Source organism: Bradyrhizobium sp. LCT2 (assembly GCF_009931255.1).
Lineage (GTDB): Bacteria > Pseudomonadota > Alphaproteobacteria > Rhizobiales > Xanthobacteraceae > Bradyrhizobium > Bradyrhizobium diazoefficiens.
This window is the reverse complement of record NZ_CP034432.1, coordinates 5,825,591-5,850,767: the sequence shown is the minus strand read 5'-3', so window position 1 is coordinate 5,850,767 and position 25,177 is coordinate 5,825,591. Positions and strand designations below refer to the sequence as shown.

At 64.9% G+C, this 25,177-nt stretch carries 22 protein-coding genes; 17 read left to right on the top strand and 5 right to left on the bottom strand.

Going from position 1 to position 25,177, the window contains the following annotated elements; translation table 11 throughout:
• Positions 1–13 precede the first annotated feature (13 nt).
• The 10 genes from EI171_RS28135 (at position 14) to EI171_RS28090 (ending at position 9,149) form a co-directional block, all read left to right on the top strand.
• A complete protein-coding gene (locus EI171_RS28135; RefSeq protein ID WP_028170961.1) occupies positions 14–970 on the top strand; it encodes a carbohydrate ABC transporter permease in 957 nt (318 codons plus the stop codon).
• Positions 963–1,886 (top strand): carbohydrate ABC transporter permease, encoded by a 924-nt coding sequence (locus EI171_RS28130; RefSeq protein ID WP_161535274.1) that lies wholly within the window; start codon positions 963–965, stop codon positions 1,884–1,886. The genes EI171_RS28135 and EI171_RS28130 overlap by 8 nt, the downstream gene beginning before the upstream one ends.
• Positions 1,887–1,951: 65 nt before the next feature.
• The gene (denD, locus tag EI171_RS28125) at positions 1,952–2,938 is read left to right on the top strand and encodes a D-erythronate dehydrogenase (protein ID WP_028170962.1); all 987 of its coding nucleotides are present in this window, start codon (positions 1,952–1,954) and stop codon (positions 2,936–2,938) included.
• 29 nt (positions 2,939–2,967) lie between these two features.
• The gene (locus EI171_RS28120; RefSeq protein ID WP_161535273.1) at positions 2,968–3,948 is read left to right on the top strand and encodes a sugar kinase; all 981 of its coding nucleotides are present in this window, start codon (positions 2,968–2,970) and stop codon (positions 3,946–3,948) included.
• Positions 3,949–3,961: 13 nt separating this feature from the next.
• On the top strand, positions 3,962–4,612 hold the full coding sequence (gene eda, locus EI171_RS28115) for a bifunctional 4-hydroxy-2-oxoglutarate aldolase/2-dehydro-3-deoxy-phosphogluconate aldolase (protein ID WP_161535272.1): 651 nt from the start codon (positions 3,962–3,964) through the stop codon (positions 4,610–4,612).
• 60 nt (positions 4,613–4,672) lie between these two features.
• The gene (locus EI171_RS28110; RefSeq protein ID WP_161535271.1) at positions 4,673–5,842 is read left to right on the top strand and encodes an acetyl-CoA acetyltransferase; all 1,170 of its coding nucleotides are present in this window, start codon (positions 4,673–4,675) and stop codon (positions 5,840–5,842) included.
• A 120-nt stretch (positions 5,843–5,962) separates the two neighbouring features.
• Positions 5,963–6,169 carry a hypothetical protein gene (locus EI171_RS28105; RefSeq protein WP_011086702.1) on the top strand — a complete coding sequence of 69 codons (207 nt, stop codon included), beginning with the start codon at positions 5,963–5,965 and terminating at the stop codon, positions 6,167–6,169.
• 118 nt (positions 6,170–6,287) lie between these two features.
• Positions 6,288–7,487 carry a CaiB/BaiF CoA-transferase family protein gene (locus EI171_RS28100; RefSeq protein ID WP_161535270.1) on the top strand — a complete coding sequence of 400 codons (1,200 nt, stop codon included), beginning with the start codon at positions 6,288–6,290 and terminating at the stop codon, positions 7,485–7,487.
• A gap of 169 nt (positions 7,488–7,656) precedes the next feature.
• Positions 7,657–8,793 (top strand): thiolase family protein, encoded by a 1,137-nt coding sequence (locus EI171_RS28095; protein WP_161535269.1) that lies wholly within the window; start codon positions 7,657–7,659, stop codon positions 8,791–8,793.
• The gene (locus EI171_RS28090; RefSeq protein ID WP_161535268.1) at positions 8,790–9,149 is read left to right on the top strand and encodes a Zn-ribbon domain-containing OB-fold protein; all 360 of its coding nucleotides are present in this window, start codon (positions 8,790–8,792) and stop codon (positions 9,147–9,149) included. The genes EI171_RS28095 and EI171_RS28090 overlap by 4 nt, the downstream gene beginning before the upstream one ends.
• A 457-nt stretch (positions 9,150–9,606) precedes the next feature.
• On the opposite strand, the gene EI171_RS28085 is transcribed toward EI171_RS28090, so the two are convergent.
• Positions 9,607–10,365: a FadR/GntR family transcriptional regulator gene (locus EI171_RS28085; RefSeq protein WP_161535267.1), complete on the bottom strand. Its 759-nt coding sequence runs from the start codon at positions 10,363–10,365 to the stop codon at positions 9,607–9,609.
• A gap of 112 nt (positions 10,366–10,477) precedes the next feature.
• Here EI171_RS28085 and EI171_RS28080 point away from each other — a divergent pair, with 112 nt between their 5' ends.
• The 5 genes from EI171_RS28080 to EI171_RS28060 all read left to right on the top strand — a co-directional run bounded on the left by EI171_RS28080 (position 10,478) and on the right by EI171_RS28060 (position 16,710).
• Positions 10,478–11,884 carry an aspartate aminotransferase family protein gene (locus tag EI171_RS28080; RefSeq protein WP_161535266.1) on the top strand — a complete coding sequence of 469 codons (1,407 nt, stop codon included), beginning with the start codon at positions 10,478–10,480 and terminating at the stop codon, positions 11,882–11,884.
• 20 nt (positions 11,885–11,904) lie between these two features.
• The gene (locus tag EI171_RS28075; RefSeq protein ID WP_161535265.1) at positions 11,905–13,509 is read left to right on the top strand and encodes an ABC transporter substrate-binding protein; all 1,605 of its coding nucleotides are present in this window, start codon (positions 11,905–11,907) and stop codon (positions 13,507–13,509) included.
• Between the two features lie 13 nt (positions 13,510–13,522).
• A complete protein-coding gene (locus EI171_RS28070) occupies positions 13,523–15,754 on the top strand; it encodes a N,N-dimethylformamidase beta subunit family domain-containing protein (protein WP_161535264.1) in 2,232 nt (743 codons plus the stop codon).
• Between the two features lie 99 nt (positions 15,755–15,853).
• Positions 15,854–16,381, top strand: a complete 528-nt coding sequence (locus EI171_RS28065) for a carboxymuconolactone decarboxylase family protein (protein ID WP_011086710.1) — start codon at positions 15,854–15,856, stop codon at positions 16,379–16,381.
• 26 nt (positions 16,382–16,407) lie between these two features.
• Positions 16,408–16,710: a nucleoside triphosphate pyrophosphohydrolase family protein gene (locus tag EI171_RS28060; protein ID WP_027543134.1), complete on the top strand. Its 303-nt coding sequence runs from the start codon at positions 16,408–16,410 to the stop codon at positions 16,708–16,710.
• Positions 16,711–16,726: 16 nt separating this feature from the next.
• Here EI171_RS28060 and glsA read toward each other — a convergent pair whose 3' ends face one another.
• The 4 genes from glsA to EI171_RS28040 all read right to left on the bottom strand — a co-directional run bounded on the left by glsA (position 16,727) and on the right by EI171_RS28040 (position 22,403).
• Entirely contained in the window at positions 16,727–18,568 is a 1,842-nt protein-coding gene (gene glsA, locus EI171_RS28055; protein WP_161535263.1) for a glutaminase A, read from the bottom strand.
• A 20-nt stretch (positions 18,569–18,588) separates the two neighbouring features.
• Positions 18,589–20,664, bottom strand: a complete 2,076-nt coding sequence (locus EI171_RS28050) for a TRAP transporter permease (protein ID WP_161535262.1) — start codon at positions 20,662–20,664, stop codon at positions 18,589–18,591.
• 36 nt (positions 20,665–20,700) lie between these two features.
• The gene (locus EI171_RS28045) at positions 20,701–21,867 is read right to left on the bottom strand and encodes a TAXI family TRAP transporter solute-binding subunit (RefSeq protein ID WP_161535261.1); all 1,167 of its coding nucleotides are present in this window, start codon (positions 21,865–21,867) and stop codon (positions 20,701–20,703) included.
• A gap of 314 nt (positions 21,868–22,181) precedes the next feature.
• Complete coding sequence (locus EI171_RS28040) at positions 22,182–22,403, bottom strand: biotin/lipoyl-containing protein (RefSeq protein WP_011086715.1); 222 nt, start codon at positions 22,401–22,403, stop codon at positions 22,182–22,184.
• Positions 22,404–22,497: 94 nt separating this feature from the next.
• On the opposite strand from EI171_RS28040, the gene EI171_RS28035 reads away from it, so the two are divergent.
• Positions 22,498–23,472, top strand: coding sequence for an IclR family transcriptional regulator (locus tag EI171_RS28035; protein WP_161535260.1), 975 nt, complete (start codon positions 22,498–22,500; stop codon positions 23,470–23,472).
• Positions 23,402–24,961 (top strand): acyl-CoA carboxylase subunit beta, encoded by a 1,560-nt coding sequence (locus EI171_RS28030; RefSeq protein WP_161535259.1) that lies wholly within the window; start codon positions 23,402–23,404, stop codon positions 24,959–24,961. The genes EI171_RS28035 and EI171_RS28030 overlap by 71 nt, the downstream gene beginning before the upstream one ends.
• Positions 24,962–25,177 lie beyond the last annotated feature (216 nt).

Here is a 25,177-nt window from a genome sequence, read left to right as displayed (position 1 = left end):
CAGGGATCCGAGCATGGCCGATATCGCAGTTGCTCCCCGCGCCAAGCCGCAGATTCAAAAGGCACGCGCCTGGGACCAGCTCAAGCACAACCGCAACTGGCTCGGTTTCTGGTTCATGGTGCCGGCCATGGCATTCCTGATCTTCTTCCTGGCCTATCCGCTCGGGCTCGGGATCTGGCTGTCCTTCACCGATACCCGCATCGGCCGCGTCGGGCACTTCATCGGCACCGAGAACTACGAATGGCTCTGGGACGATTCCATCTTCTGGCTGTCGGTGTTCAACACGCTGCTCTACACCTTCGTCGCCAGCGCCGTTAAATTCGCGGTCGGGCTCTATCTCGCGCTGCTCCTGAACGAACACATGCCGTTCAAGGCGATGCTGCGCGCAGCCGTACTGATCCCCTTCATCGTGCCCACGGTGCTCTCCGCGCTGGCGTTCTGGTGGATATTCGACTCTCAGTTTTCCATCATCTCATGGTCGTTGCGGCATCTCGGGCTGATCAGCCAGAACATCAATTTCCTCGGGGATACCACCTGGGCGAGGATCTGCGTTATCTTCGCCAATATCTGGCGCGGAGTGCCGTTCGTGGCGATCACGCTGCTCGCCGGCCTGCAGACGGTATCGCCCTCGCTCTATGAAGCAGCGACCCTGGACGGCGCCACGCGCTGGCAGAATTTCCGCTTCATTACCTATCCGCTGCTGACGCCGATCATTGCGGTGGTGATGACTTTCTCGGTGCTGTTCACCTTCACCGACTTCCAGCTGATCTGGGCGATGACGCGCGGCGGCCCGGTCAACGCAACCCACCTGATGGCGACGCTGTCCTATCAGCGCGCGATCATCGCAGGGCAACTCGGCGAGGGCGCCGCGATCTCGAGCGCCATGATTCCATTCCTGCTTGCCGCGATCATGGTCTCGTGGTTCGGCCTCCAGCGTCGCAAGTGGCAACAGGGAGAAAGCAATGACTGATCTTCCTGCCTCGAAAGTCGATCTCAAGTCCGTGCTATCGACGCCGGCGCGCGTCGATCACAGCGAGGGCATGAGCTATCTCCAGTCCGTGCCGCGGCGCATGGTGACGCTCTATCTGCCGCTCACGATCATCGTCGTGGTCCTGCTGTTCCCGTTCTACTGGATGGCGCTGACCTCGGTGAAGCCGGACGAGCAGCTGCTCGATCTCGACAAGTTCAATCCGTTCTGGACCTGGAATCCGACCTTCAAGCACTTCTACAAGCTGCTGTTCGAGAGCTACTATCCGCATTGGCTCTGGAACACGATGTATGTGGCGATCTGCGCCACGGTGCTCTCGATCGTCGCATCGGTGTTTGCGGCCTACGCCATCGTGCGGCTGCGTTACAAGGGCGCCAACCTCGTCGGAGGGCTGATCTTCCTTGCCTATCTCGTGCCGCCTTCGATCCTGTTCATTCCGCTCGCCACCGTCGTGTATCAGTACGGCCTTTTCGACTCGCCGCTGGCGCTGATCTTGACCTATCCGACGATCCTGATCCCGTTCTCGACCTGGCTGTTGATGGGCTATTTCAAGACCATCCCCTTCGAGCTCGAGGAATGCGCGCTAATCGACGGAGCGAGCCGCTGGCAGATCCTGATCAAGATCGTCGTGCCGCTCGCAATCCCCGGCCTCATCTCGGCCTTCATCTTCTGTTTCACGCTGTGCTGGAACGAGTTCATCTACGCACTGACCTTCCTGCAATCGACCAGCAACAAGACGGTGCCGGTCGCGATCGTCAACGAGTTCGTGGATGGTGACATCTACCGTTGGGGTTCGCTGATGGCGGGGGCGCTGGCCGGCTCGCTGCCGCTCGTCATCCTTTACGCCTTCTTCGTGGAGCATTATGTGTCGGCGATGACCGGCGCCGTGAAGGAATGATCGCGGGGCTTGCCGAGGGCGCGTCAGGAGCGGCGCGGTCCGGCCAATAAGAAGGAGTTAAGCTCTTGCACATTCTGGTTCTGGGCGCCGCCGGCATGGTCGGCCGCAAATTCTGCGAACGGCTGCTGCGCGACGGCCGGCTCGGCAAGAGCGAGATCACCAAGCTGACCATGCACGACGTGGTCGAGCCCAAGAAGCCGGAAAAAGCCGGCTTTCCGGTCGAGACGGTGTCGGGCGATTTCGCCGTGCCGGGGGCTGCCGAAAAGCTGATCGCCGGACGCCCGGACGCGATCTTCCATCTCGCCGCGATCGTCTCGGGCGAGGCCGAACTCGATTTCGACAAGGGCTACCGCATCAATCTCGACGGCACGCGAATGCTGCTCGACGCGATCCGCCTCGTCGGCGGCGGCTACAAGCCGCGCGTAGTGTTCACCTCGTCGATCGCGGTGTTCGGCGCCCCGTTCCCGGACGCGATCGGCGACGAGTTCTTCCACACCCCGCTGCTCAGCTACGGCACCCAGAAGGCGATCGGCGAGCTGCTGCTCGCCGACTATTCCCGCCGCGGCTTCCTCGATGGCATCGGCATCCGCCTGCCGACCATCTGCATCCGGCCCGGCCTGCCCAACAAGGCGGCATCGGGCTTCTTCTCCAACATCCTGCGTGAGCCGCTGGCCGGCAAGGAAGCGATCCTCCCGGTGTCCGAGGACGTCCGCCACTGGCACGCGACGCCGCGTTCGGCGGTCGGCTTCCTGCTCCACGCCGGCACCATGGACCTCGCCACCGTCGGCCCGCGCCGCAACCTGACCATGCCGGGCCTGTCGGCGACAGTCGGCGAGCAGATCGCCGCCTTGAAGCGCGTTGCCGGCGAAAAGGTCGCAGCCCGCATCAAGCGGGAGCCCGATCCCTTCATCGTCGGCATCGTCGGCGGCTGGCCGCGCAACTTCAACGCAAAGCGGTCGCTCGAGCTCGGCTTCACCACCGCCGAAAAGAATTTCGACGATATCATCCGCATTCACATCGAAGACGAGCTCGGCGGCAATTTCGTCGCCTGACGCAATCGATGAACAGCGTGGATCTGATCATGGCGAGCGTTGCTTGCATCGGCGAATGCATGGTCGAGCTCCGGCAGGCCCAAGGTGGACAATCTGCCGGACAGTCCGCCGGGCAGGGCGGCGGTCTCTACTCGCGCGGTTTCGGCGGTGACACCCTCAACACCGCGGTCTATCTGGCGCGGCTCGAGGTCAAGGTCGATTACCTCACCGCGCTCGGCGACGATGCCTTGAGCGATGAGATGATCGCGGCCTGGACCGCGGAGGGCGTCGGCACGCGGCGCGTGGTGCGGTTGCCGGGCAAGCTGCCCGGCCTCTACATGATCCAGACGGATGCGAAGGGCGAGCGCCAGTTCTTCCACTGGCGCGACAGCGCGGCCGCCCGCCAGCTGATGAGCCTGCCGGAGACGGACGAGCTGCTCAACTCGCTGATGAGCTACGACATCGTCTATCTCTCCGCGATCACGCTCTCGATCTACGACGCCCCTGGCCGCGAGCGCCTGCTCGCGGCGATCAAGCGCGCCCGCCTGCTCGGTACCCGCTTCGTGTTCGACACCAATTTTCGCGCGCGGGGATGGCCCGATCGCGATGTCGCGCGCGAGGCCTTTGCCGCGGCGTTTGCGACCGCCGACATCGTGCTGACCTCGACCGAGGATCTGCTCGCGCTCTATCCCGGCGAGAGCCACGACCAGCTGATGGCGCGCATCCCGAGCCCCGAGCTGGTGTTCCGGCTCGCCGAGCCGGTGAGCCTGCTGCGCTTTCCGGGCGGGACCAGCGAGGTCCGTGCCGAGCCCATGACCAAGCCCGTGGTGGACACCACAGCCGCCGGCGACAGCTTTGCCGCGGCCTATATCGCAGCCCGGCTCGCCGGTTCCGAGCCGGTCGAGGCGGCCCGGGCCGGTCATCGCCTCGCCAGCCTCGTGATCTGCTATCCCGGCGCCATCATTCCAGGCTATGCCATGCCGCCGAAGAAGCGGCACCGGCCGGCGGCTACGCGCCAAGCGACCAAGTGAAACGAAGGCCAAGATGACCACGACTGCCCAACAGAACCAGCTCGTCGCGCTATTCAAGGCTGCGACCGTTATTCCCGTCCTCACCATCGAGCGCATCCAGGATGCTGTACCGCTGGCCCGTGCGCTGGTTGCGGGCGGCGTCCGCACGCTGGAGGTGACCCTGCGCACCCCCGTTGCGATTGAGGCGGCGAGGGCGATGATGGCCGAGGTGCCCGAGGCGATCGTCGGCATCGGCACGATTCTCAATCCGGCCGACTTCACCCGTGTGGAGAAGCTCGGCGTCGCGTTCGGCATCAGCCCGGGCCTGACCCCGGACCTGTTGAAGGCCGCCACCGATAGCTCGTTGCCGTTTGCGCCGGGCATTGCCACGGCGTCCGAACTGATGATGGCGCTGTCCTACGGCTTCGACGTTGCAAAATTCTTCCCGGCCGAGCAGGCCGGCGGCATCAAGGGCCTGCGCGCGCTCGGCGGGCCATTCCCGAACGTGCGGTTCTGCCCGACCGGCGGGGTGGGCGAGGCCAATGCGGCGACCTGGCTGGCGGAGCCCAACGTGGTCGCGGTCGGCGGATCCTGGCTGTGCCCGACCGCGGAGATCAGGGCGGGGAACTGGGCCGGCATAACTGCCATCTGCCAGCGCACCCTCAAGGCCCTGAAAGGCGCGTGAAGTCTTGCCATCCCTAGGCTAAGACATAGCTCAGGGGAGAGCTTCCAGGGAGAAAAGACCATGACTGCCAGCATCGTCGGATGGGCGCATACGCCGTTCGGCAAGTTTGACACCGAGACCGTCGAAAGCCTCGTCGTCCGCGTGGCCAATGAGGCGCTGGCGGATGCCGGCATTTCGGCCGGCGACGTCGACGAGATCGTGCTGGGTCATTTCAACGCCGGCTTCTCGCCGCAGGATTTCACCGCTTCCCTGGTGCTCCAGGCCGACCCGAAGCTGCGTTTCAAGCCGGCAACCCGCGTCGAGAACGCCTGTGCGACCGGCTCTGCCGCGGTGCACCAAGGCCTGCGCGCGATTGCCGCAGGTGCGGCCAGGATCGTGCTCGTCGTCGGCGTCGAGCAGATGACCCGCACGCCGGGGCCGGAGATCGGCAAGAACCTGCTCAAGGCGTCCTACCTGCCCGAGGACGGCGACACGGTGGGCGGCTTTGCCGGCGTGTTCGGCAAGATTGCCAGCTCCTACTTCCAGAAATACGGCGACCAGTCCGATGCGCTGGCGCTGATCGCGGCCAAGAACCACAAGAACGGCGTCGCCAATCCCTTCGCCCAGATGCGCAAGGACTTCGGCTTCGATTTCTGCCGTGCCGAGAGCGAGAAGAACCCCTATGTCGCCGGCCCCCTGAAGCGCACCGATTGCTCGCTTGTCTCCGATGGCGCGGCGGCGCTGATCCTGGCCGACGCCGAGACCGCCAAGGGCATGAGCAAGTCGATCGGCTTCCGCGCCACCGCGCACGCCCAGGACTTCCTGCCGATGTCCAAGCGCGACATCCTCCAGTTCGAGGGCTGCACGGTCGCCTGGCAGCGGGCGCTGGAGAAGGCGGGCGTCGCGCTCACCGATCTCTCCTTCGTCGAGACACATGACTGCTTCACCGTCGCCGAGCTGATCGAATATGAAGCGATGGGCCTGACGCCGAAGGGGCAGGGCGCCCGCGCCATCAAGGAAGGCTGGACCCTCAAGGACGGCAAGCTGCCGGTCAATCCGTCCGGCGGGTTGAAGGCCAAGGGCCATCCGATCGGTGCCACTGGCGTTTCAATGCACGTGATGACCGCGATGCAGCTTGCGGGCCAGGCGCCCGAGGGCATGCAGCTCAAGAACGCCAAGCTTGGCGGCATCTTCAACATGGGCGGTGCAGCGGTTGCCAACTACGTCTCCGTGCTGGAGCCGCTGAAGTAAGGCTTGTAGGGTGGGCAAGGGCGCGAAGCGCGGTGCCCACCTTCTTTCTTTATTGCGCTAGATCATGGTGGCCCCGCCCGGGCCCCTTAAAGCTCTTGATTGATTTGCAGGGAATGCATCATGAGCAATGACTACGAAGACTCGCTGTCGATGGACGCACTCAACGATCGCATCGCGATCCTCGAGGACAATATCAGGCAGCTCATCGAGCAGGCCGCGGCCGCTTCCGGCGAGCAGAACGAGTCGCGCATCGCGGACCGGATCAGCCAGCAGAACGAAGAGCTCGACCGGCTGCTGAAGATCCGGGAATCCCGCGAGAAGAAATAGCGGCCGCGCCACCACGCATGCAGCCATACGCCGGCCGCCCTTGCGCGCGCGGCGCCGCTGCCGTTAGCTGGACCGAAATCGCGGGCTGAGCCGATCCCGCGCAATCGGGAGCGAACGAATGGGGCCGCTGAAGGGCATCAAGGTCGTCGACATGACCACCGTGCTGATGGGGCCCTATGCGACCCAGATGCTCGGCGACTACGGTGCCGACGTGATCAAGGTGGAGTCGCTGGACGGCGACGTCACCCGCCTGATCGGCCCGATGCGCCACGCCGGCATGGGCCCGGTGTTTCTCAACACCAACCGCAGCAAGCGTTCGATCTGCCTCGATCTGAAGAAGCCTTCGGGGCGCGATGCCGTGCTGCGCCTGCTCCGGGACGCCGACGTTCTCGTCTACAACGTCCGCCCGCAGGCGATGGCGCGGCTCCAGCTCGGCTATGACGTCGTCTCGGAGATCAATCCGCGCCTCGTCTACGCCGGCGTGTTCGGCTTCGGCCAGGACGGGCCCTATGCGGCCAAACCCGCCTATGACGATCTGATCCAGGGTGCCACCGCGCTGCCGGCGCTGATGGCGCAGACGGGCGACGGCGTGCCGCGCTACGTGCCCAACGCGCTGGTCGACCGCATCGTCGGCCTCACTGCCGTCGGCGCGATCTGCGCCAGCCTCGTGCACCGCGACCGGACCGGGCGCGGCCAGCGCGTCGACATCCCGATGTTCGAGACCATGGCCGGCTTCGTCATGGGCGATCACATGGGCGGGCTCACCTTCGAGCCGCCGCTCGACAAGGGCGGCTATGCCCGCCACCTCTCGCGCGACCGCAGGCCCTACAAGACGTCGGACGGCTATCTCAGCGTCATCGTCTACAATGACAAGCAGTGGGAAAACTTCTTCAAGGCGACGGGGCGCGACGATCTGCGCGCCGACCCCAAATTCGCGACCTTCGCCGGCCGCGCCAATAATATCGACGTCGTCTATGCCGAGCTCGCCCGCATCTTCGAGACGCGCACGACAGCCGAATGGATCGACCTGCTGACCAAGGCCGATGTGCCTGTCATGCCGATGCACGACCTCGCCTCGATGCTGCACGATGAGCATCTGGAGGCGACCGGCTTCTTCCCGGTCGTGAACCATCCGACCGAAGGCCCGATCCGCAGCATGAAGGTGACGGCGAGCTGGTCGGAGACCGAGGCCGAGACCACCAGGCTTGCGCCGCGTCTCAACGAGCACGGCGCGGAGATCCTCAAGGAGATCGGCTATTCCGCCGAGGAGATCGCCGCCATGGTCCGCGACGGCGTGACGCGCTCGTTGCCGGAGTAGGGGAGGAAGCGATGGCGCAAACCCTCTCATCCGTCATTCCGGGGCGCGACGAAGTCGCGAGCCCAGAATCCATAACCACCATCGGGAGTATGGATTCTCCGGTGCGCAATTGCGCACCGGGGCTCGCGCCTAAAGAAGGCGCGCCCCGGAATGACCAGGAGGAGAGAGCATGAGCTTCATCACCGGCGTCGGCCTCACGCCGTACGGCAAGCACGAAGGCTCATCCTCGCTCGACCTGATGAGCAGGGCCGCGCAAGCCGCGCTTGACGATGCCGGGCTCAAGCGTGCCGAGATCGACGGCGTCCTCTGCGGCTACTCCACCGTCTCGCCGCACATCATGCTGGCGACAGTCTTCGCCGAGCACTTTGGCATCCGCCCTTCTTACGCCCATGCCGTGCAGGTCGGCGGCGCCACGGGGCTGGCGATGACGATGCTCGCGCATCATCTCGTTGAGGCCGGCGTCGCGCGCAATGTGCTGGTCGTCGCCGGCGAGAACCGCCTCACGGGACAGAGCCGCGACGCCTCGATCCAGGCGCTGGCGCAGGTCGGCCATCCCGATTACGAGGTGCCGCTCGGCCCGACCATTCCCGCCTATTATGGCCTCGTTGCTAACAGGTACATGCACGAATATGGCGTGACCGAAGAGGACCTTGCTGAATTCGCGGTGCTGATGCGGGCCCACGCCTGCACCCGTCCCGGCGCGCAATTCCGAGATCCCATCACGGTCGCGGACGTCATGGCCTCGAAGCCGGTCGCGATGCCGTTGAAACTGCTCGATTGTTGCCCGGTGTCGGACGGCGGCGCGGCCTTCGTCGTCAGCCGCGAGCGGACAGGCGAGGCCGGTGTGCGCATCCGCGGCTGCGCCCAGGCCCACACCCATCAGCATGTCACGGCCGCGCCCGGCTTGAGCGAGCTCGGCGCCGAAATCTCGATCGCGCGCGCCAGGGAGGCCACCGGCCTTGCGATCTCCGACGTGCGCTACGCCGCGATCTACGACAGTTTTACGATCACGCTTGCGATGCTGCTGGAGGATCTCGGCCTCGCCGGCCGTGGTGAAGCGGCGGCCCGCGTACGCTCTGGCCATTATGGCCGCGACGGCGCGATGCCGCTCAACACCCATGGCGGTCTGCTCAGCTACGGCCATTGCGGCGTCGGCGGTGCGATGGCGCATCTGGTCGAGGCGCATTTGCAGATGACGGGGCGGGCGGCGAATCGCCAGGTGCGCGATGCCTCGATCGCACTCCTGCACGGCGACGGCGGCGTGCTGTCGTCCCATGTCAGCATGTTCCTGGAGCGGGTGCGATGAGCGAGCGTCTGGCCGACTGGACCACGGGCGAACGGGCCATCATCTTTCAGACCTGCGGCGCATGCGGTCACGTGCAGTATTTCCATCGCGCCTTCTGCGCGGCCTGCGGTGCGTCCGGCCCATCCGAGCAGCGCGCCAGCGGCAAGGGCAGGGTCTATGCGACCTCGCTGGTCTGCCGCGCCGCCACGCCCGAGACGCGCGCGCACGTGCCCTACAACATCCTGCTGGTCGATTGTGCCGAGGGTTTTCGTATGATGGCCCACGGCGAGAACGACCTCGCCATCGGCGACGAGGTCAATGCGAGCTTCAAGCCGTTCGCCGGGAAGCTCGTGCCGTTCTTCACCAAAAGCAAATAGCGGGATTTCGTCATTCGGGGGCGGTCCGGAAGACCGAGCCTGGAACGGGTATTCTGGGCCTGGCCTGTGCGAGGGCCACCCCGGAACGACGAAAACTCTTACAACGCTTACAACTCTTACTAGCGCCCGTAGAACAAGATGCTGGCGATGACGAGCATCGCCGTCACCGCCAGCATATGCGCGAGCGCTCCCGAGGCCGCCCCCTTGGTGGCTTCCTTCATGCCTTTTTCTCCCTAGACTTGGGCGTGACTCGTCGTTGCGCGGCTAGCGCGCCCGACGGCCAATTGTTTTTACTCGGAACACCCCTTGCGAGTATTCACCGCGATTTGTCCCCACGCGGCGAATATCGACTGTGCCAAGGTCGATCAGCAATGCGGCGGCATTTTGACTCGATGATGTTGCTCTTGCGGTCGTGCAGCACAAGGTTTGCGGAAACTTGCTTCAACCGCGAAAAGTTTCACCGGGCCTTCTTGGGAGGATTCGCGGGCGCCTTGGTCGTGGCCATCGATCTGGCATTCGAAGCCTCCATCTGCGCATCCTTGATGTTGGTGAGGTGACGCGTCATGGCGAGGCTCGCCTTGCGTGGGTTCCTCGCTTGAACGGCTTCGAAGATGGCCTCGTGATCCCTGCGCCACATGGGACGATAGTCCTCCATCTGCATGTGGTTGTGAATTTCCTGCCAGATGCCGGACTCGGTTTGCGCGCGCCACAGCGAGTCGCTGATCTGCACCAGCGCGCCGTTCCCCGTCGCCTCGGCCAGCACCATGTGGAAACGGTGATCCGACGTGTCGGCCTCGCGTCCCTGCGCATGTTCCCAGCGCATCATGGCGAGCGCTTCGGCGAGCTGCGCGAAGGTGGCTTCGGTGCCGCGCTGCGCCGCGATCGCGGCGATCTGCGGCTCGATGAGCTGGCGCACCTCCAGATTCTCGAACGGCCCAAAACCTTCGAGCACATGCACGTCGGGTGCTTCCTGACGACTGATCACATAGACGCCGCTGTTGCTGCGCACCTTCAGCATGCCGGCCATCGCCAGTGACAGGATGGCTTCGCGCACCGTCGGCCGCGACACGCCAAAGGTCTTCGCGAGATCGCGCTCTGCCGGCAGGCGCTGGCCGATCCGGTAACTCGCCTGGATCATCGCAGCAATGCGCCGGGCGACGATCTCGAAGCTGCGTTCAGGCTTGGGCGGGGGATCGTGCAACATCTTCGTGCTCATCAGCTCTTTATTTGAGTTTGACAAGCTGCCGCACGAAAGGCAAGCTGGTCAGACCAATTTGGACTGACCAGTTTCGCACGACCGGGGTTGGGAATGCTCCGTCGGTGGGACGATGGAGGCTGCGCGCGTGTTCGACAGCAAGCCCAATTCAGCCGAGGCGCGCGACATCGCGTTCCATCTGCACTCGCAGACCAACCCGCAGCGTCATGCAGAAATCGGACCGCTGATCATGGCGCGCGGCGAGGGCGTCCATGTCTATGACGCGAGCGGCAAGCGTTATCTGGAAGCGATGGCCGGGCTCTGGTGCACCTCGCTCGGCTTTTCCGAGAAGCGCCTCAAGGCCGCAGCGGCGGCGGCCTACGACAAGTTCGGCTTCTATCATAGCTTCAATCACAAGACGCCTGATAACACGATCGAGCTTGCCGAGAAGCTGGTCGAAATCTCGCCGATCCCGGATGCGCAGGCCTATTTCGCCACCTCAGGCTCGGAAGCCACCGAGACGATGGTGAAGCTTGCCTGGGTGTATCACGCGGTTCACGGCAAGCCCGGGAAGCGGAAGATTATCGCCCGCGATCGCGGTTTCCATGGCTCGACGATCGTTGCGGCCTCGATGTGCGGCCTGCCGCGCATGCATCGTGAATTCGGCCTCCCGCTCGACGGTTTCCTGCACACGCATTGCCCGGATGCCTATCGCGGCACCAGGCCGGGCGAGAGCGAGGCGGCGTTCGTCGATCGCCTTGCCGCCGATCTCGAAGCGCTGATCATGGCCGAGGGGCCTGATACGATCGCCGCCTTCATCGCCGAGCCGATCAACGCCGGCGGTGGCATCGTCGTGCCGCCGAAGGGATATTTCGCTGCGATCGAGGCGGTGCTGCGCCGTCACGACATCCTGGTGCTTGGCGACGAGGTGGTCTGCGGCTTCGGCCGCACCGGCAACTGGTTCGGCTGCGAGACGGTCGGCATGAAGCCGGACATGGTGGCGCTCGCCAAGGGCATCACCTCGTCCTACTTCCCGATGTCAGCGGTGTTGCTGGGACGTCCGATCCGGGATGCACTCAGCGAGATGAACAAGGGCGGTGAGCTGTTCGGCCACGGCTTCACCAATTCCGGACACCCGGTCGGCGCGGCCATCGCGCTCGAGACATTGAAGATCTATCACGAGATGAATGTGGTCCCGCATGTCCGCCGCATGGGCAGCCGGCTCCGTGCCGGGCTGGAGCAGATCGCGCGGGATTCGCGCATCGTCGGGCAGGTGCGCGGCGAGGGATTGATGATCGGGGTCGAGCTGGTCGCCGACCCCGCGACGCGGCAGGCCTTCGATCCCGCGCTGAAGGTCGGCGCGATGTTCGACGCGCTCGCGATCGAGAACGGCCTGATCATCCGCGCGATGGGCGACACGATCGGGTTCTGTCCGCCGCTGATCATCGACGAAGCCGGGGTTGACGAGGCGCTCGACCTTTTCGGGCGGACCTTGTTCAGCGCCGAAGCGAAGCTTGCCGAGAAACGTCCATCCGCGTAACCCGTTGAGGAGACCATAGCATGCGCCGTCGAGACCTGCTCCGATCCACACTGGGCGCCGGTCTCGGCGTCGCCTTGGGCTCGACTTTGCCGATGCCGCGGCTGGCCCGCGCGCAAGCCTCGCGCGTGCTGCGCTTCGTACCGCAGGCCGATGCCGCAATTCTCGATCCGATGATCACCACCGGCCTGGTCAACCGGAACCACGGTTTCCTGATCTGGGATACTCTCTACGGCGTGGATGAGAAATTCCAGGTTCAGCCGCAGATGGTCGCCGGCCATACCGTCGAGAACGACGGCAAGCTCTGGACGATGACGTTGCGGGATGGCTTGAAATTCCACGACGGTGAGCCCGTGCGCGGACGCGACGTGGTGGCGAGCCTGAAACGCTGGGCCTCGCGCGATGCGTTCGGCAATTCGCTCTTCAACCTGGTCGACGAAGTCTCGGCGCCTGACGACAAGACCGTGCGCTGGCGTCTCAAGTCGCCGTTTCCGCTGCTGCCGGAAGCGCTCGGCAAAGTGGGCGCCATCGTTGCCTTCATCATGCCGGAGCGTCTTGCACAGACGGACAGCGTCACGCCGGTCAAGGAGCTGATCGGCTCCGGTCCGTTCAAGTTCCAGGCCGATCAGCACGTGCCCGGCGCGCGTCTGGTCTACACGCGTTTCGACGGCTATGTGCCGCGCCCCGAGGGGACGCCGAGCCTGCTGGCCGGTCCGAAGGTCGCGCATTTCGACCGGGTCGAGTGGCAGGTCATCCCGGATCCCGCGACGGCGGCGGCCGCACTTCAGCAGGGTGAGATCGACTGGTGGGATCAGCCCATCGTCGACCTGTTGCCGAAGCTGAAGGGCAACAAGGCGCTGAATGTCGAGCTGCTCGACCCGATAGGCAATGTCGGCGTGCTGCGTTTCAACCACACGCAGCCGCCGTTCGACAACCCGGCCATCCGCCGCGCGGTGCTCTCCGCCATCAGCCAGAAGGAATTCATGTCCGCAGTCGCGGGAGAGGACAGCAGTCTCTGGCGGGACAAAATCGGCTTCTTCGCGCCCGGCGGCAACATGGCGAACGATGCCGGCATGGAAGCGCTGACCGGCCCCCGGGATATCGCCGCCGCGGCCAAGGCGATCAAGGACGCCGGCTACAAGGGCGAGAAAGTGCTGCTGATGGCGCCGGGCGATTTCCCTGTGATCGGGCAGATGAGCGAAGTCGCGGCTGATCTGTTCCGCAAGCTCGGTTTCAATCTCGACTACGCGGCGATGGACTGGGGCTCGATGCTGCGGCGCATGGGCAACCGCGAGACGCCGGACAAGGGCGGATACAGCGCCTTCTGCACCTATTCCGCGGGTGTCACGCAGCTGAATCCGTCGGCGCATAACTTCATCCGCGGCAGCGGTGACAAGGCGACGTTCGGCTGGGCGAAGAGCGAGAAGCTGGAACAGCTGCGGGATGCCTGGTTCGCCGCTCCCGATGCCGCCGCGCAGGCCAGGATCGGCGTCGAGATGCAGAAGCAGTGCTTTATCGACGTTCCCTATGTTCCGCTTGGTGTCTTCTATCAGCCGACCGCTTACAAGAAGAGCCTGACGGGCATGCTCAAGGGCCTGCCGTTGTTCTGGAACGTGCGCGGGGCCTGAAGAGGGATTTTCGATGCTTCCGATCACCGGCTATGCGGACCGCTGGAGCGTGCGCTCCGGCGACGCCATCAACTTCATGATCGCGGTCAAGGGCGGCGGCCGCTACTCGGCGCGGATCGCGCGCGTGATCTGTGGCGACCCGAACCCGAAGGGGCCCGGTTATCGCGAGATTCCAGTCAAGTGGGATCTCGAAGGCCAGCACGATGGCATCGAGCAGACCATCGCCAAAGGCTCTTGGGTCGATGTATCAGCACTGACGTTGCCGACAGGTCCGATCGCCTTTGCCGCGACCGTCTGGCCGACCCTGCTCGCCGCGGGCAGGCAGGCCGTGCTGAACTGGGCGGGCGCTGGCGGCGCGCTGACGCTTGGCGTCGGCAAGGCGGGCGCTTTTGCGCGGCTTGTCGTTGGCGAGACAACATTCGAGGTCGAGACCGGCATCGCGCTCACCGAGCGGGCGTGGCACGATATCGCGTGTCTGTTCGACCCGGTGACCGGATCGCTGGCGATCGCACAGGCCCCCCGCAAGATCAGGCTCGACCGCGACGAGCGCGCGACGAAAACGCTGGGCGCGCCGCGCACCGCGTTGGCCGGCATGGGGGCCGTCGCGATTGCGGCGGAGCGCGCAGGGCAAGGCGCAGTCCACCATTTCAACGGCAAGATCGAACGGCCGCGCATCACCGATGGCGGTGCGGGCCTTGAGGGCGTCATCGCCGTGCAAGGCTCTGGAGCCGCGGCCCCGGCCGTCGCCGAATGGGATTTTTCCATCGGCATTCCGACCGACATTGCGACCGATATCGGTCCTTCCAGGGCGCACGGCGTTTGCATCAATTTGCCGACGCGCGCGATGACGGGATCGCGCTGGACAGGCGGCGTGACGCATCGCTGGACAGAGGAGCCGAAGCTCTGGGGCGCGATCCATTTCCACGACGACGATATCGGCGATTCCGGCTGGCAGCCGTCGCTGACCTTCACCGTGCCGGACGACTGGAAGAGCGGCGTCTATGCGCTGCACCTGGAAAAGGACGGCGCGCGCGACAACATCGTCTTCTATGTCCGCGCCCGCATACCGGGATCGCAGGCCAAGGTGGCATTCCTCGCCCCGACCTTCAGTTACACGGTCTATAGTCAGTATCAGAAGAAGGGCAGGCAAGCCCTGATCACGGAGCGGTCACTGGCCTGGGGCGCGCTGGCGCAGGCGCCGGACGGCCATCCCGAATACGGCGTGTCGCCCTACAACTTCCATTCGGACGGCAGCGGCGTGGTGATGTCGACCATGCGCCGGCCGCTGATCGACAAGCGCGTGAACCAGATCCACCTCGTCGATCCCAGCGACTACGGTTCCGGCCTGTACTGGATCTCCGCCGACAGCGCCATCACCGATCTTCTGACCCGCAAGGGCATCGATTTCGAAGTCATCACCGATCACGACGTCCATGCCGAAGGCGTCGATCTGCTGTCGAAATATTCCGTGGTTCTGACCGGCCAGCATCCGGAGTACCACACGCACGAGACGCTCGATGCGCTCGGTGCCTACATCGGCAATGGCGGCCGCTTCATGTATCTCGGCGGCAACGGCTTCTACTGGAAAGTGGTGCCGCACGCGACGGGTACCTGGGCTTTCGAGCTGCGACGCGCCGAGGGCGGCATCCGTCTTTGGGAAACGCTCCCCGGCGAGAGCTATCATGCTTTCGACGGGTCCTATGGCGGCCTCTGGCGACGGCTCGGCCGCCCGCCGCAGGCGCTGGTCGGCGTCGGCTTCAGTACGCAAGGGGAGTACATGGGCTTCCCCTACACCTTCCTCGACGGCATTCTCGATCCCCGCGTCGCATTCATGCGCGAGGGCATCGAGGATCTGGCAAGGCCGGGCGCCAAGCTCGGCGAGCGCGGCTTCATGGGCGGTGGCGCCGCAGGCCACGAGCTCGACCGCGCCGACACGCGCCTCGGCACGCCGCATCATGCGATCATCATCGGCCGGGCCGTGCTTGCCGATCCGACCTATCAGCCGGTCAATGAAGAGCGCTACGACCACACCTGGCCGGCGTCGCGCGAGGAGATCATCCGTTCCGACCTGACCTTCTTCGAGACGCCGAATGGCGGCGCGGTCTTTTCCGTCGGCTCGATGAATTTCATCGGTGCGTTGCCGGTTGACGGCTACAACAACGTGGCGGCCCTGCTGGTGACCAATATCGTCCGCCGCTTTGCTGATTCCACGCCGTTCCAGGCGCCGAAAGCGTCGACCGCGTAGCGATGACGCGATGCGCGATGATGTTGCGCTTGCGTCAGCGCAAGATTAGTCTTGGGAACTCCTGAAAAACGACAACAAGACCAAGACCCAAGGTGACTGATGGCCCGTATCAACTACAGCGACCCGTCCAAGGCGTCCGATCGCACCCGCGAAATCCTCGACAAGAACCGCCACGCCAACATCTTCCGGATGATGTCGCATTCGCCGAGCTATTTTGAGCAGTATTGCCGGCTCGGCGGCGCCATCCGCCACAAGGGCGAGCTCGATCCGGTCGTGCGCGAGCTCGCCATCACGCGCACCGGCATCCTGTGCGAGGCGCCGTACGAGATCGTCGCCCACAAGCGCATCGGCAAGAATGTCGGCGTCACCGACGAGCAGAATGAGGCGCTGGAGAACTGGCAGGCCGCGAGCTGCTTCAATGAGGTGCAACGCGCCGCGCTCGCCTTCACCGACGAGATCGTCAAGCTGAACAAGCCGACGGACGCGACCTTCAAGGCGATCGCATCGAAGCTGACGCCGGCCGCGCTGGTCGAGCTGCAGCTCTCGGTCGGCTTCTACATCATGACGTCGAAATTCCTGGAGACGTTCGAGATCGATCTTCAGCCGGTCACGGAAGTGGTGGGCTGATCCGAAAGCCGGGGCGAGGGATGCCGATGACGATCGATGAATATGCGGCCTGGGCCGCAAGCGTTGCGAAAGTCGACGAGCATCCGTCGAACGAGCGGCTGTCCTATCTCGGGCTCGGCCTCGCCGGTGAATCGGGCGAGGTCGCCGACCACATCAAGAAGCTGCTGCGCGATGACTGGCTCGACAAGGCGGGTCTCGTCGAAGAGCTCGGCGATGTCATCTACTACTGGGCCTGCCTGTGCGCCGCGACCGGCCAGCAGCCATCCGAATTGCTCAAGGCTAGCGCCGCCAAGATCAGGCGGCGGATCAGCGAGGCGGCAAGCCGATAAGCCATACCGGCGTCGCTCAGGTCGACGTCAAAATATCCACCTTGGCGTTGGCGACAATCAGGCGATCGGCAAGCAGCTGCGCCAGGTTGCGCATGATGCGCTCGGAGGCGCGCGGGTGCTGCTCGCGGAAGCGCTCAAAATCCTTCAGCGGGGCTTCGAAGGCCGTCGTCGCCATGTCGGCGAAGACGTCGGCCGAGCGGGTTTGCTCGAGCAGCGCCATCTCGCCGAACGCCATGCCGGCGGTCAGGGTTGCGAGCCGCACGCCGTCGGGCAGCGTGACATGCACCGCGCCGCTGCGCAGGAAGAACAGGGCATCGGCGGGATCGCCTGTCGTGAGGATCTTTGCGCCGGACTGATAGGTCCTGATGGTGCAGATCGCGCCGAGCTCCGCCAGCTCGTCCGCGCTGAGACCTTCCAGCAGCGGCTGCTCGGCAAGCTCGGTGGTCTCGTGAAAATCGATCGAACCGCCATAGCGGTAGACGATCTGGTCTTCGGCCCATTCGATCGCGGTGTCGAGCAGGTAGAAGTCGCGGACGTTCTTCAGCTCCGCGGTCCACTCTCGCAGGGTATTCCACTCCTTCGAGGCACGCCTGACGCCCGATAGCACCACCGTGACGTTCAGCGCGGCGAGCTCCTCGAAAGCCTCGGCCACGAGCCGCGCGCCGGCGCGCGTGGTGGAGGTGACGCGGTGAAGGTCGAAGATCACGAATTGCGGCCGTGGCCGGCCCGCGAGCCGCCGCGACACGTAGTCGACCGCCGACAGCGACAGCGTGCCGACCAGCTCGATGATCCGCACCTCCTGCTCGTGCGCGGCCAGGATCTCGCGCTCCTGCGCGCGGCGCACGCGCCGCGACGGGCTCTTGCCGATGTCGTAGTCGGCGATGACGGCGTTGCGCGCGTCGTCGCTGCGGTTGAGCATGTGCAGGTCGTAATGCGAGGACAGCGCCTCGCAGACCTTGATGCCGCGTACGCTGTTGCCGTGCTTGTCGAGTTTCGGCGAATAGCTGCCGAGCCCGAGCCGGGCAGGGAGCGCCGCCAGAATGCCGCCGCCGACGCCGCTCTTGGCGGGAATGCCGATGCGGTAGATCCATTCGCCGGCATAGTCGTACATGCCGGAAGACGTCATCACCGACAGCGTGCGCGAGATCGCGTAAGCGCTCATCACCTGCTCGCCGGTCACCGGATTGATGCCGCGATTGGCGAGCGTTGCCGCCATCACCGCGATGTCGCGCGCCGTGACCAGCACCGCGCATTGCCGGAAATAGACGTCGAGCACGGCGGCGACGTTGTCCGAGATCACCGCATTGGTCTTCAGGAGATAGCCGATGGCGCGGTTGCGGTCGCCGGTCTGGCTCTCCGAGCTGTAGACGGCCTCGTCCACGGCGAGATCGCGCCCGGCGAAGCGGCTGAGCGCAAGGCGGATCTGCTCGAAGGCCTCCGCGCCCTTGCTGTCGTAGATCAGCCCGGTGCAGGCGATCGCGCCGGCATTGACCATCGGGTTGAACGGGTGATTGTCGGAATTGAGCCGGATCGAGTTGAAGGGATCGCCCGACGGCTCGACGCCGATCGCGCTCTCGACGCGGCCGGCGCCCAAAAGATCCAGCGCCAGCGCGAACACGAACGGCTTTGACATCGACTGGATGGTGAAGGGCACCCTGGAGTCGCCGACCTCGTAGACATGGCCGTCCAGCGTGGCGAGGCTGATGCCAAAATAGGCAGGGTCGGCCTTGCCCAGCTCCGGAATGTAATCGGCCACCGCGCCGGAGGTCTCGGCGGAGAATTCGTTGAGGCAGGTGTCGAGAAACCGCAGCAAGGGCGGCTTCGAGCGGGTCCAGGCGGAGGCGGGCGGCGGTGTCATCGCCTCCTTGTGCAACGCAATCAGGGCACGCGCAACCCGTCCGGTATCGGCCCTTGCCGTCGGATCAACAGCAGGGCGATCAAAATCGTTGGCGCGAGGATCGCAAGGCCCAGCATGGTGACCTGCATCTGCGACAGCGGCATGATTCCGCCGCCGGGGGTCGCCACCACGAATCCGCCGATCACCAGCAGCACGCGGATCGGCCATTCCCGCGCGCCTGCGCCGCGGAGGTCGCCGACGAAGGGCTGGTAGCCCTGGATGCCGCCGCAGATGAACAGCGTGCCGAACGCGGCCAGCGCCATCAGGCCGAGGCCGGCGAGATAGGGGCTCGACCCCTGCAGCACCAGCGCCGGATTGAGCACGAAGAAGAACGGGATGAAATAGATGATGCTGCCGACCCACATCGATTCCCAGCCCGTCTTCATCGCGGGCGAGCCGGCGATGCCCGCGGCGGCGAAAGAGGCTATCGCAACCGGCGGCGTGATCGACGACAGCATGCCCCAGTAGAAGATGAACATGTGCACAGCCATCCTGTTCAGCCCGAGCTTCTCCAGCGCCGGCGCGACCAGGATGGCGAGGAAGATGTAGCAGGCCGTCGTCGTCAGCCCGAGGCCGAGAATGAGGCTGGTGAGGGCGCACATGCCGAGCAGCAGGAAGGGATTGTCGCCGGCAATATGCAGCAGGTCGTTGGCGAGGCTCGACACCACGCCGGTCATCGAGAATGCGCCGATCAGGAGGCCGCAGCCGGCGAGGATGCCGACCAGCTCGACGAAGGTACGGCCGTTGACCTCGAGGAATTTGCCGATCGTTGCGAGCGTCCAGCGCGTGTCCTTGGAGAACAGCTGGTTGAGCACGAGCAGCAGCGCGGTGGCGTAGAACGGCGCGTGGCTCTCGCGCTTGAAGTAGAGCAGCATCACGATCAGGAGCGCGATGACGAAGACGTAGTACCAGCCATCCTTGATCGTATCCATGATCCGCGGCAGCTCGGCGCGCGGAATGCCCTTGAGACCGTGGCGCGCCGCGTAGGCGTCGACCTGCATGAACAGGCCGACATAATAGAGCGCGGCAGGAATGATCGCGGCGACCGCGACGTCGGCGTAGCTGACATTGAGGAACTGCGCGATCACGAAGGCGGTCGCGCCCATCACCGGCGGGGCCAGCACCGCGCCCGTGGAGGCGCAGGCCTCGATCGCGCCGGCATAGGAGGCGCGAAAGCCGCTCTTCTTCATCACGGGGATGGTCATGGTGCCGGCGGTGAGCACGTTGGAGATGATCGAGCCCGACATCATGCCGAGCAGGCCGCTGGCAAAGATGCAGACCTTCGCCGCGCCGCCGCGGAACGTGCCGCACAGCGCGAAGGCGAGGTTGATGAAGAATTTGCCGGCCCCCGTCATCATCAGCGCGGTGCCGAACACGAGGAAGCCGATCACGGTGTCGGCAAAGGCCTGGATGGGAATGCCGAGCAGGCTCTCGCCCGACAGCACGTGATAGGCGGTGGCCTGCTCCAGCGTCGATTGCGTGCCGCGGAACGGACCTAACCAGCCGGATTCGGCGAACAGCGGATAGACGGTGAAGGGAAACACGCTGAGCAGCAGGCTCCAGCCGCCGGTGCGGCGCAGCGCCTCCATCAGCATCACCCACATCACGAGGCCTGCGGCGATCACGCTGTTCGGCGCGCCGCCGAATTCCCACCCGGCCTCCGCCGCCTTGCGCACGTTCGACATCAACAGCAGCGCGGCCGCGAAGGTCACGACGAAGAAGACGAGGTCGTACCAGGGAATGCGGTCGAGCGGCGCGCGCTCGGTCCCCGGGAAGATCAGGAAGGTGAAGGGCAGCATCAAGGCGATCAGGAGATAGAAATACTCCGTGTTGAGCTGGGTGTAGCCGATGAAGAAGCGCAGCGAGAACTGCTGGTTGATGCAGAGCAGGATGGTCGCCGCGGTCGCAGTAACCAGCGTCCAGCGCCAGGCGCCGCGCAACGCGCGCACGCGCGTCACCTCGGCTTCCTGCATGTTGCCGGCGGCGCCGTGCGGATCGTCGAACACGACCCGCTTGGCCTCGTCCTTGGGGGCCGTGGAAACTGAAGCAGACGACATGATCGACCCCGATCGTAGGCAGTTAACCGCTGTGGATTAGTCCTCGAACCCGTTCGGCATGTCGGCTTTCGCAAGCGCAGTGGCGCGCGCCTTCATCCAGCCGTAGAGGAACGCCTTGTCGTCGGACGGCGGACTGGACTTGCCGTAGTCCGCCCAGGCGGCTGCGAGCACCTCCTGCCGCTTGATCAGCTTGTTGTTGTGCGCGTCCTGCGCGTCGCTCCATTGCCCGGCCTCCTTCAGCGCCTTGACCGCGCCGGGATGCACCGGCACCACCCAGTTCCTGGTCTGGCGTTCGGCGGCGAGACCGCCGGCGCCGGGCGCGGAGTCCTTGTAGGCGTCGTAGTTCACGATCATCGCCTTGGTGATCGCGTAGACCTGGTCGGGTGCTTGCGAGGCGTAGGTCACGAAGATCGGGTAGGGATAGTTGCCGAGCTCGATCGGCTTGTCCGGCGAGATGCCGGCGCCGCAGGTCGCGACTTGCGGGAAGAAGAACGAGCCGACCTTCTGCATCCGCGCCCAGCCCTCCTTGTCCTTGGCCGGCAGCGGCGGCCAGATCAGGCCGCGCGGCGAGGTCTCGGCTTCCTTGGCGGGGCCGGTGATGGTGGTGCCGAAGGCCGCGTCAGTGTCGTTGTTGATCAGGCCCTTCCACATCGCGCCGTAGCTGGCGAACTCGACGACCTTGACGTCCTTCTGCGTCAACCCGGCGAAGGCGAGCACCGCGAGCGAGTTCTGGTTCAGCGCGGGCGAGCCCACGACAAATCCGACGCGCTTGCCTTTCAGGTCTTTCAGATCTTTCACGCCGGTATCGGCTGCGACGCCAAGCGAACCGCAATTGCAATCGACGCTCGAGAGCAGGATCTGAAGCGACTGCGGCCCCCATTCTTTGCTGCCGAACTCGAACACGCCTTCCTGCGCGAAATAGGTGCCCGATCCCATCGCCGCCGCCGCGGCACGCTTGGCGCGCAGCGGCGCCAGCCGCGCGACGTCGTTGCCTGCGGGGAGCACGCGCACGTCGGTGCTGTACTTGTCCTTCATCATCTTGCCGACGCCGACCGCGATGTTGAAGCCGGCAGTGCCGGTGTCATAGGCGGTGAACGTCAATGTCGGCGGCAGCTTGATGTCTTCGGCCGACGCATAGCGTGTAGACACAAAAGAAATGCCCGCAACCAAGGCAGGCGCGAGCACGAGCAGCCCACGAAGCATGTTTTCCTCCCAACATCCTCGCTTGGTTCGCGAAGACCTTCTTGCTTGAAAAGATCATGTCATCCGTATCAGGCGATGGCAACGTCGTACCGCGGAGGTGAAGCGGAGGTCTGACAGATTGTCGCGGGCCACTGACGGCGATAGCGCATCGCTCGGCCATGGTTCGAGACGCGCCGTGAGCGGCGCTCCTCACCATGAGGATGTGTGATTTGCTGCGAAAACCAGCCTCATCCCGATGAGCCTGCCAAAAGCAGGCGTCTCGAAGGATGGCCACAAAAAGATTGCGCAACCACGTCAGGCGATGCGCATGCGCTTCAGCTCGCGACGATCGCGATGGCCTGTCCCTCGGCGACGACGTCGTCGAGTTTGACGAGAAGCGATGTGATCGTGCCGGACGCAGGCGAGGGTACCGGGATCTCCATCTTCATCGCCTCGACCACCACAACGTCGTCACCATCCGCAACGGTTCCTCCAACTTGCACGGGAGTTGCGCAGATGCGTCCAGCGACCTCCGTGACGATCTTAATTTCTGGCATGCCATCGCCTTTTTGTTGTCGTCGCAAAATGCCTGAGGTAGCGTCGTCTGCAAGTGGAATTTAATTCCGCACAGCGGAACAGATGGTAGGGAACATGGGACGACGTTCGGAGCGGTTGAGTAGGCAAGGTGCGCTCGCTGGCGAAGCCGGTGAGGGTGATGTCATCCAGGTGGTGTCGCGCGCGTTCGATGTGTTGCGATGCTTCGAGGGCCACGAGGCGCGGCTCGGCAATCTCGAGATTTCAAATCGCTGCGGCCTGCCGCGCTCGACGGTGTCGCGGCTCACGCACACGCTGACGCGCATGGGCCAGCTCGTCTATCTGCCGCGCGACCAGAAATATCGCATCGGCCCGAGCGCGGTGGCGATGAGCGCCTCGATGATGAAGGGCGCGCAGCTGCGCAGCATGATCCGGCAACGCCTGCAAGAGGTCGCTGAGCAACTGCCGGGGACGGTCGGCTTCGTGGTCCCCGATCGCTTCCATCTCGTCTATCTCCAGTTCGCGCGATCCGCGACTGCGCTCGGCCTGCATGAAGGCACCGGCAGCCGCATCTCGATGGCCTCGACCGCTGCGGGCGCAGCCTACACCGCGGCGCTGGCGCCCGAGGTCGGCGATGCCTTCATTGCGGACATGGAGCGCGAAGCTCCCGAGGCGGCCAAGATCCTGAAGCCTCGCATCGAAGCCAACCGGCAATCGCTGCGCGAGCGCGGCTATGTCACGGCCTGCGGCCTCTGGAGCCCGCACATCAACGGCCTCGCGGTGCCGATCTGGTCGCCGCAGTACCAGACCTTCGTCGTCATCACGATCGGCCTTCTGTCTGCGATGTACGACGAGCAGCGTCTGCATGCGGAAGTCGCGCCGCTGATGCTCGCGCTGGGCCGATCGCTGGGCAGCCTGCTCGAGGGTGCGGAAGGCGACGTCTTCAACAACCGTATCCCGCGCAAACCGGTCGCAATGGCCGTGCACAACAATAACAAGCCGATCAATTCGGAGGGAGTGAATGACCTGGAAGCCGGAACTCGACGAGCTCGCCCGGCGCGAAGCCTTCGCGCGGGAGATGGGCGGCGTTGACAAGGTCAAGCGACAGCATGACCAGGGCCGGCTGACTGTTCGGGAGCGCATCGACAAGCTGATCGACAAAGGCAGCTTTCACGAGATCGGTGCCGTCTCCGGCATCGGTGAGTACGATTCCAGCGGCGAGTTACAGAAGTTGACGCCGGCGAACTGCGTGTTCGGCCGCGCGCGCGTGGACGGCCGCACGGTGGTCGTGGTCGGCGACGATTTCACCGTGCGCGGCGGCTCGGCGGATGCATCGATCTCCGCGAAACCGCTGATGGCGGAGGAGATGGCGCACGACTTCCGTCTGCCCATCGTCCGCATCATCGAAGGCTCCGGCGGCGGCGGCTCGGTCAAGACCATCGAGACCAAGGGCGCGGCGAACCTGCCGGGTGGCATCGGCGGCACGCGCTGGTATCGCTTCACGACGGAAAACCTGTCGCAGGTGCCGGTGGTCGCGCTCGGCCTCGGTTCGGTTGCAGGGCTCGGTGCCGCGCGCCTCGCCGCCAGCCACTATTCCATCATGACCCGGAAGTCCGCGATGTTCGTCGCGGGGCCGCCTGTGGTGAAGGCGCTGGGACAGGACCTCTCGAAGGAGGAACTCGGCGGCGCCGACATCCAGACCCGCGCCGGCGCGATTGACCATGCCGTCGACACCGAGGAAGAGGCGTTCGCCTGCGCGCGGCGCTTCCTGTCCTATCTGCCGTCGTCGGTCTACGAGCTGCCGCCGACCTTGCCCTGCACCGACAATCCCGAGCGTACCGAGGAAGCGCTGATGAACGCGGTGCCGCGCAACCGCAAGCAGGTCTACAAGATGCGGCCGATCATCGAGTCCGTTGTCGACAAGGGCTCGTTCTTCGAGGTCGCGAAGAATTTCGGCAAACCAATCATCGTCGGCCTCGCGCGGCTCGAGGGCAGGGCGGTGCTGCTGCTTGCCAGCGACAGTTTTCACTATGGCGGCTCCTGGACGGCGGATGCGTGCCAGAAGGTGGTGCGCTGGGTCGATTTCGCCGAAACCTTCCATCTGCCGATCGTCTATCTCATGGACTGCCCCGGCTTCATGATCGGGCTCGATGCCGAGAAGGCGGCGACCATCCGCCACGGCGTCCGCGTCATGGCCGCGGTCAACCAGACCACCGTGCCCTGGTGCACCGTGATCCTGCGTAACGCGTTCGGCGTCGCCGGCGTGGTGCATCAGCCGGCCGACCGCTTCTCGATCCGCTACGCCTGGCCGTCGGCCTATTGGGGCTCGCTTCCGCTCGAAGGCGGCATTGAAGCGGCCTACCGCGCCGACATCGATGCGGCCGAGGACAAGGCGGCGAAGCTGAGGGAGATCGAGGAGCGGCTGAACAAGCTGCGCTCGCCGTTCCGCTCGGCCGAGAAGTTCTGGGTCGAGGAGATCATCGATCCCAGGAAGACGAGATCGTTGCTCTGCGAGTTCGCAAGGCTGGCCGAGCCGCTGCGAAAAGCCGGACCGCCGGAGAACATGACGATCAGGCCGTAGGCGGCCCGGCGCGTCACAGAGGCGCGAAAGTCCCGAATCGGACCGACAGGCCCCCCCTTGCCAAGAGCGGGACGGGTTTTCCGCCGCTTGCGATCTGCCTGGAGACGGCGCGCGGCCGTGCCTGATAGCGCCGGTCGTGAGGCCGCAACGGGCGTAGGGGGCACCTGTTACCGCTTACCCGCGGGTGTCTGCGATCGCGTTTAACCGACGTTAATG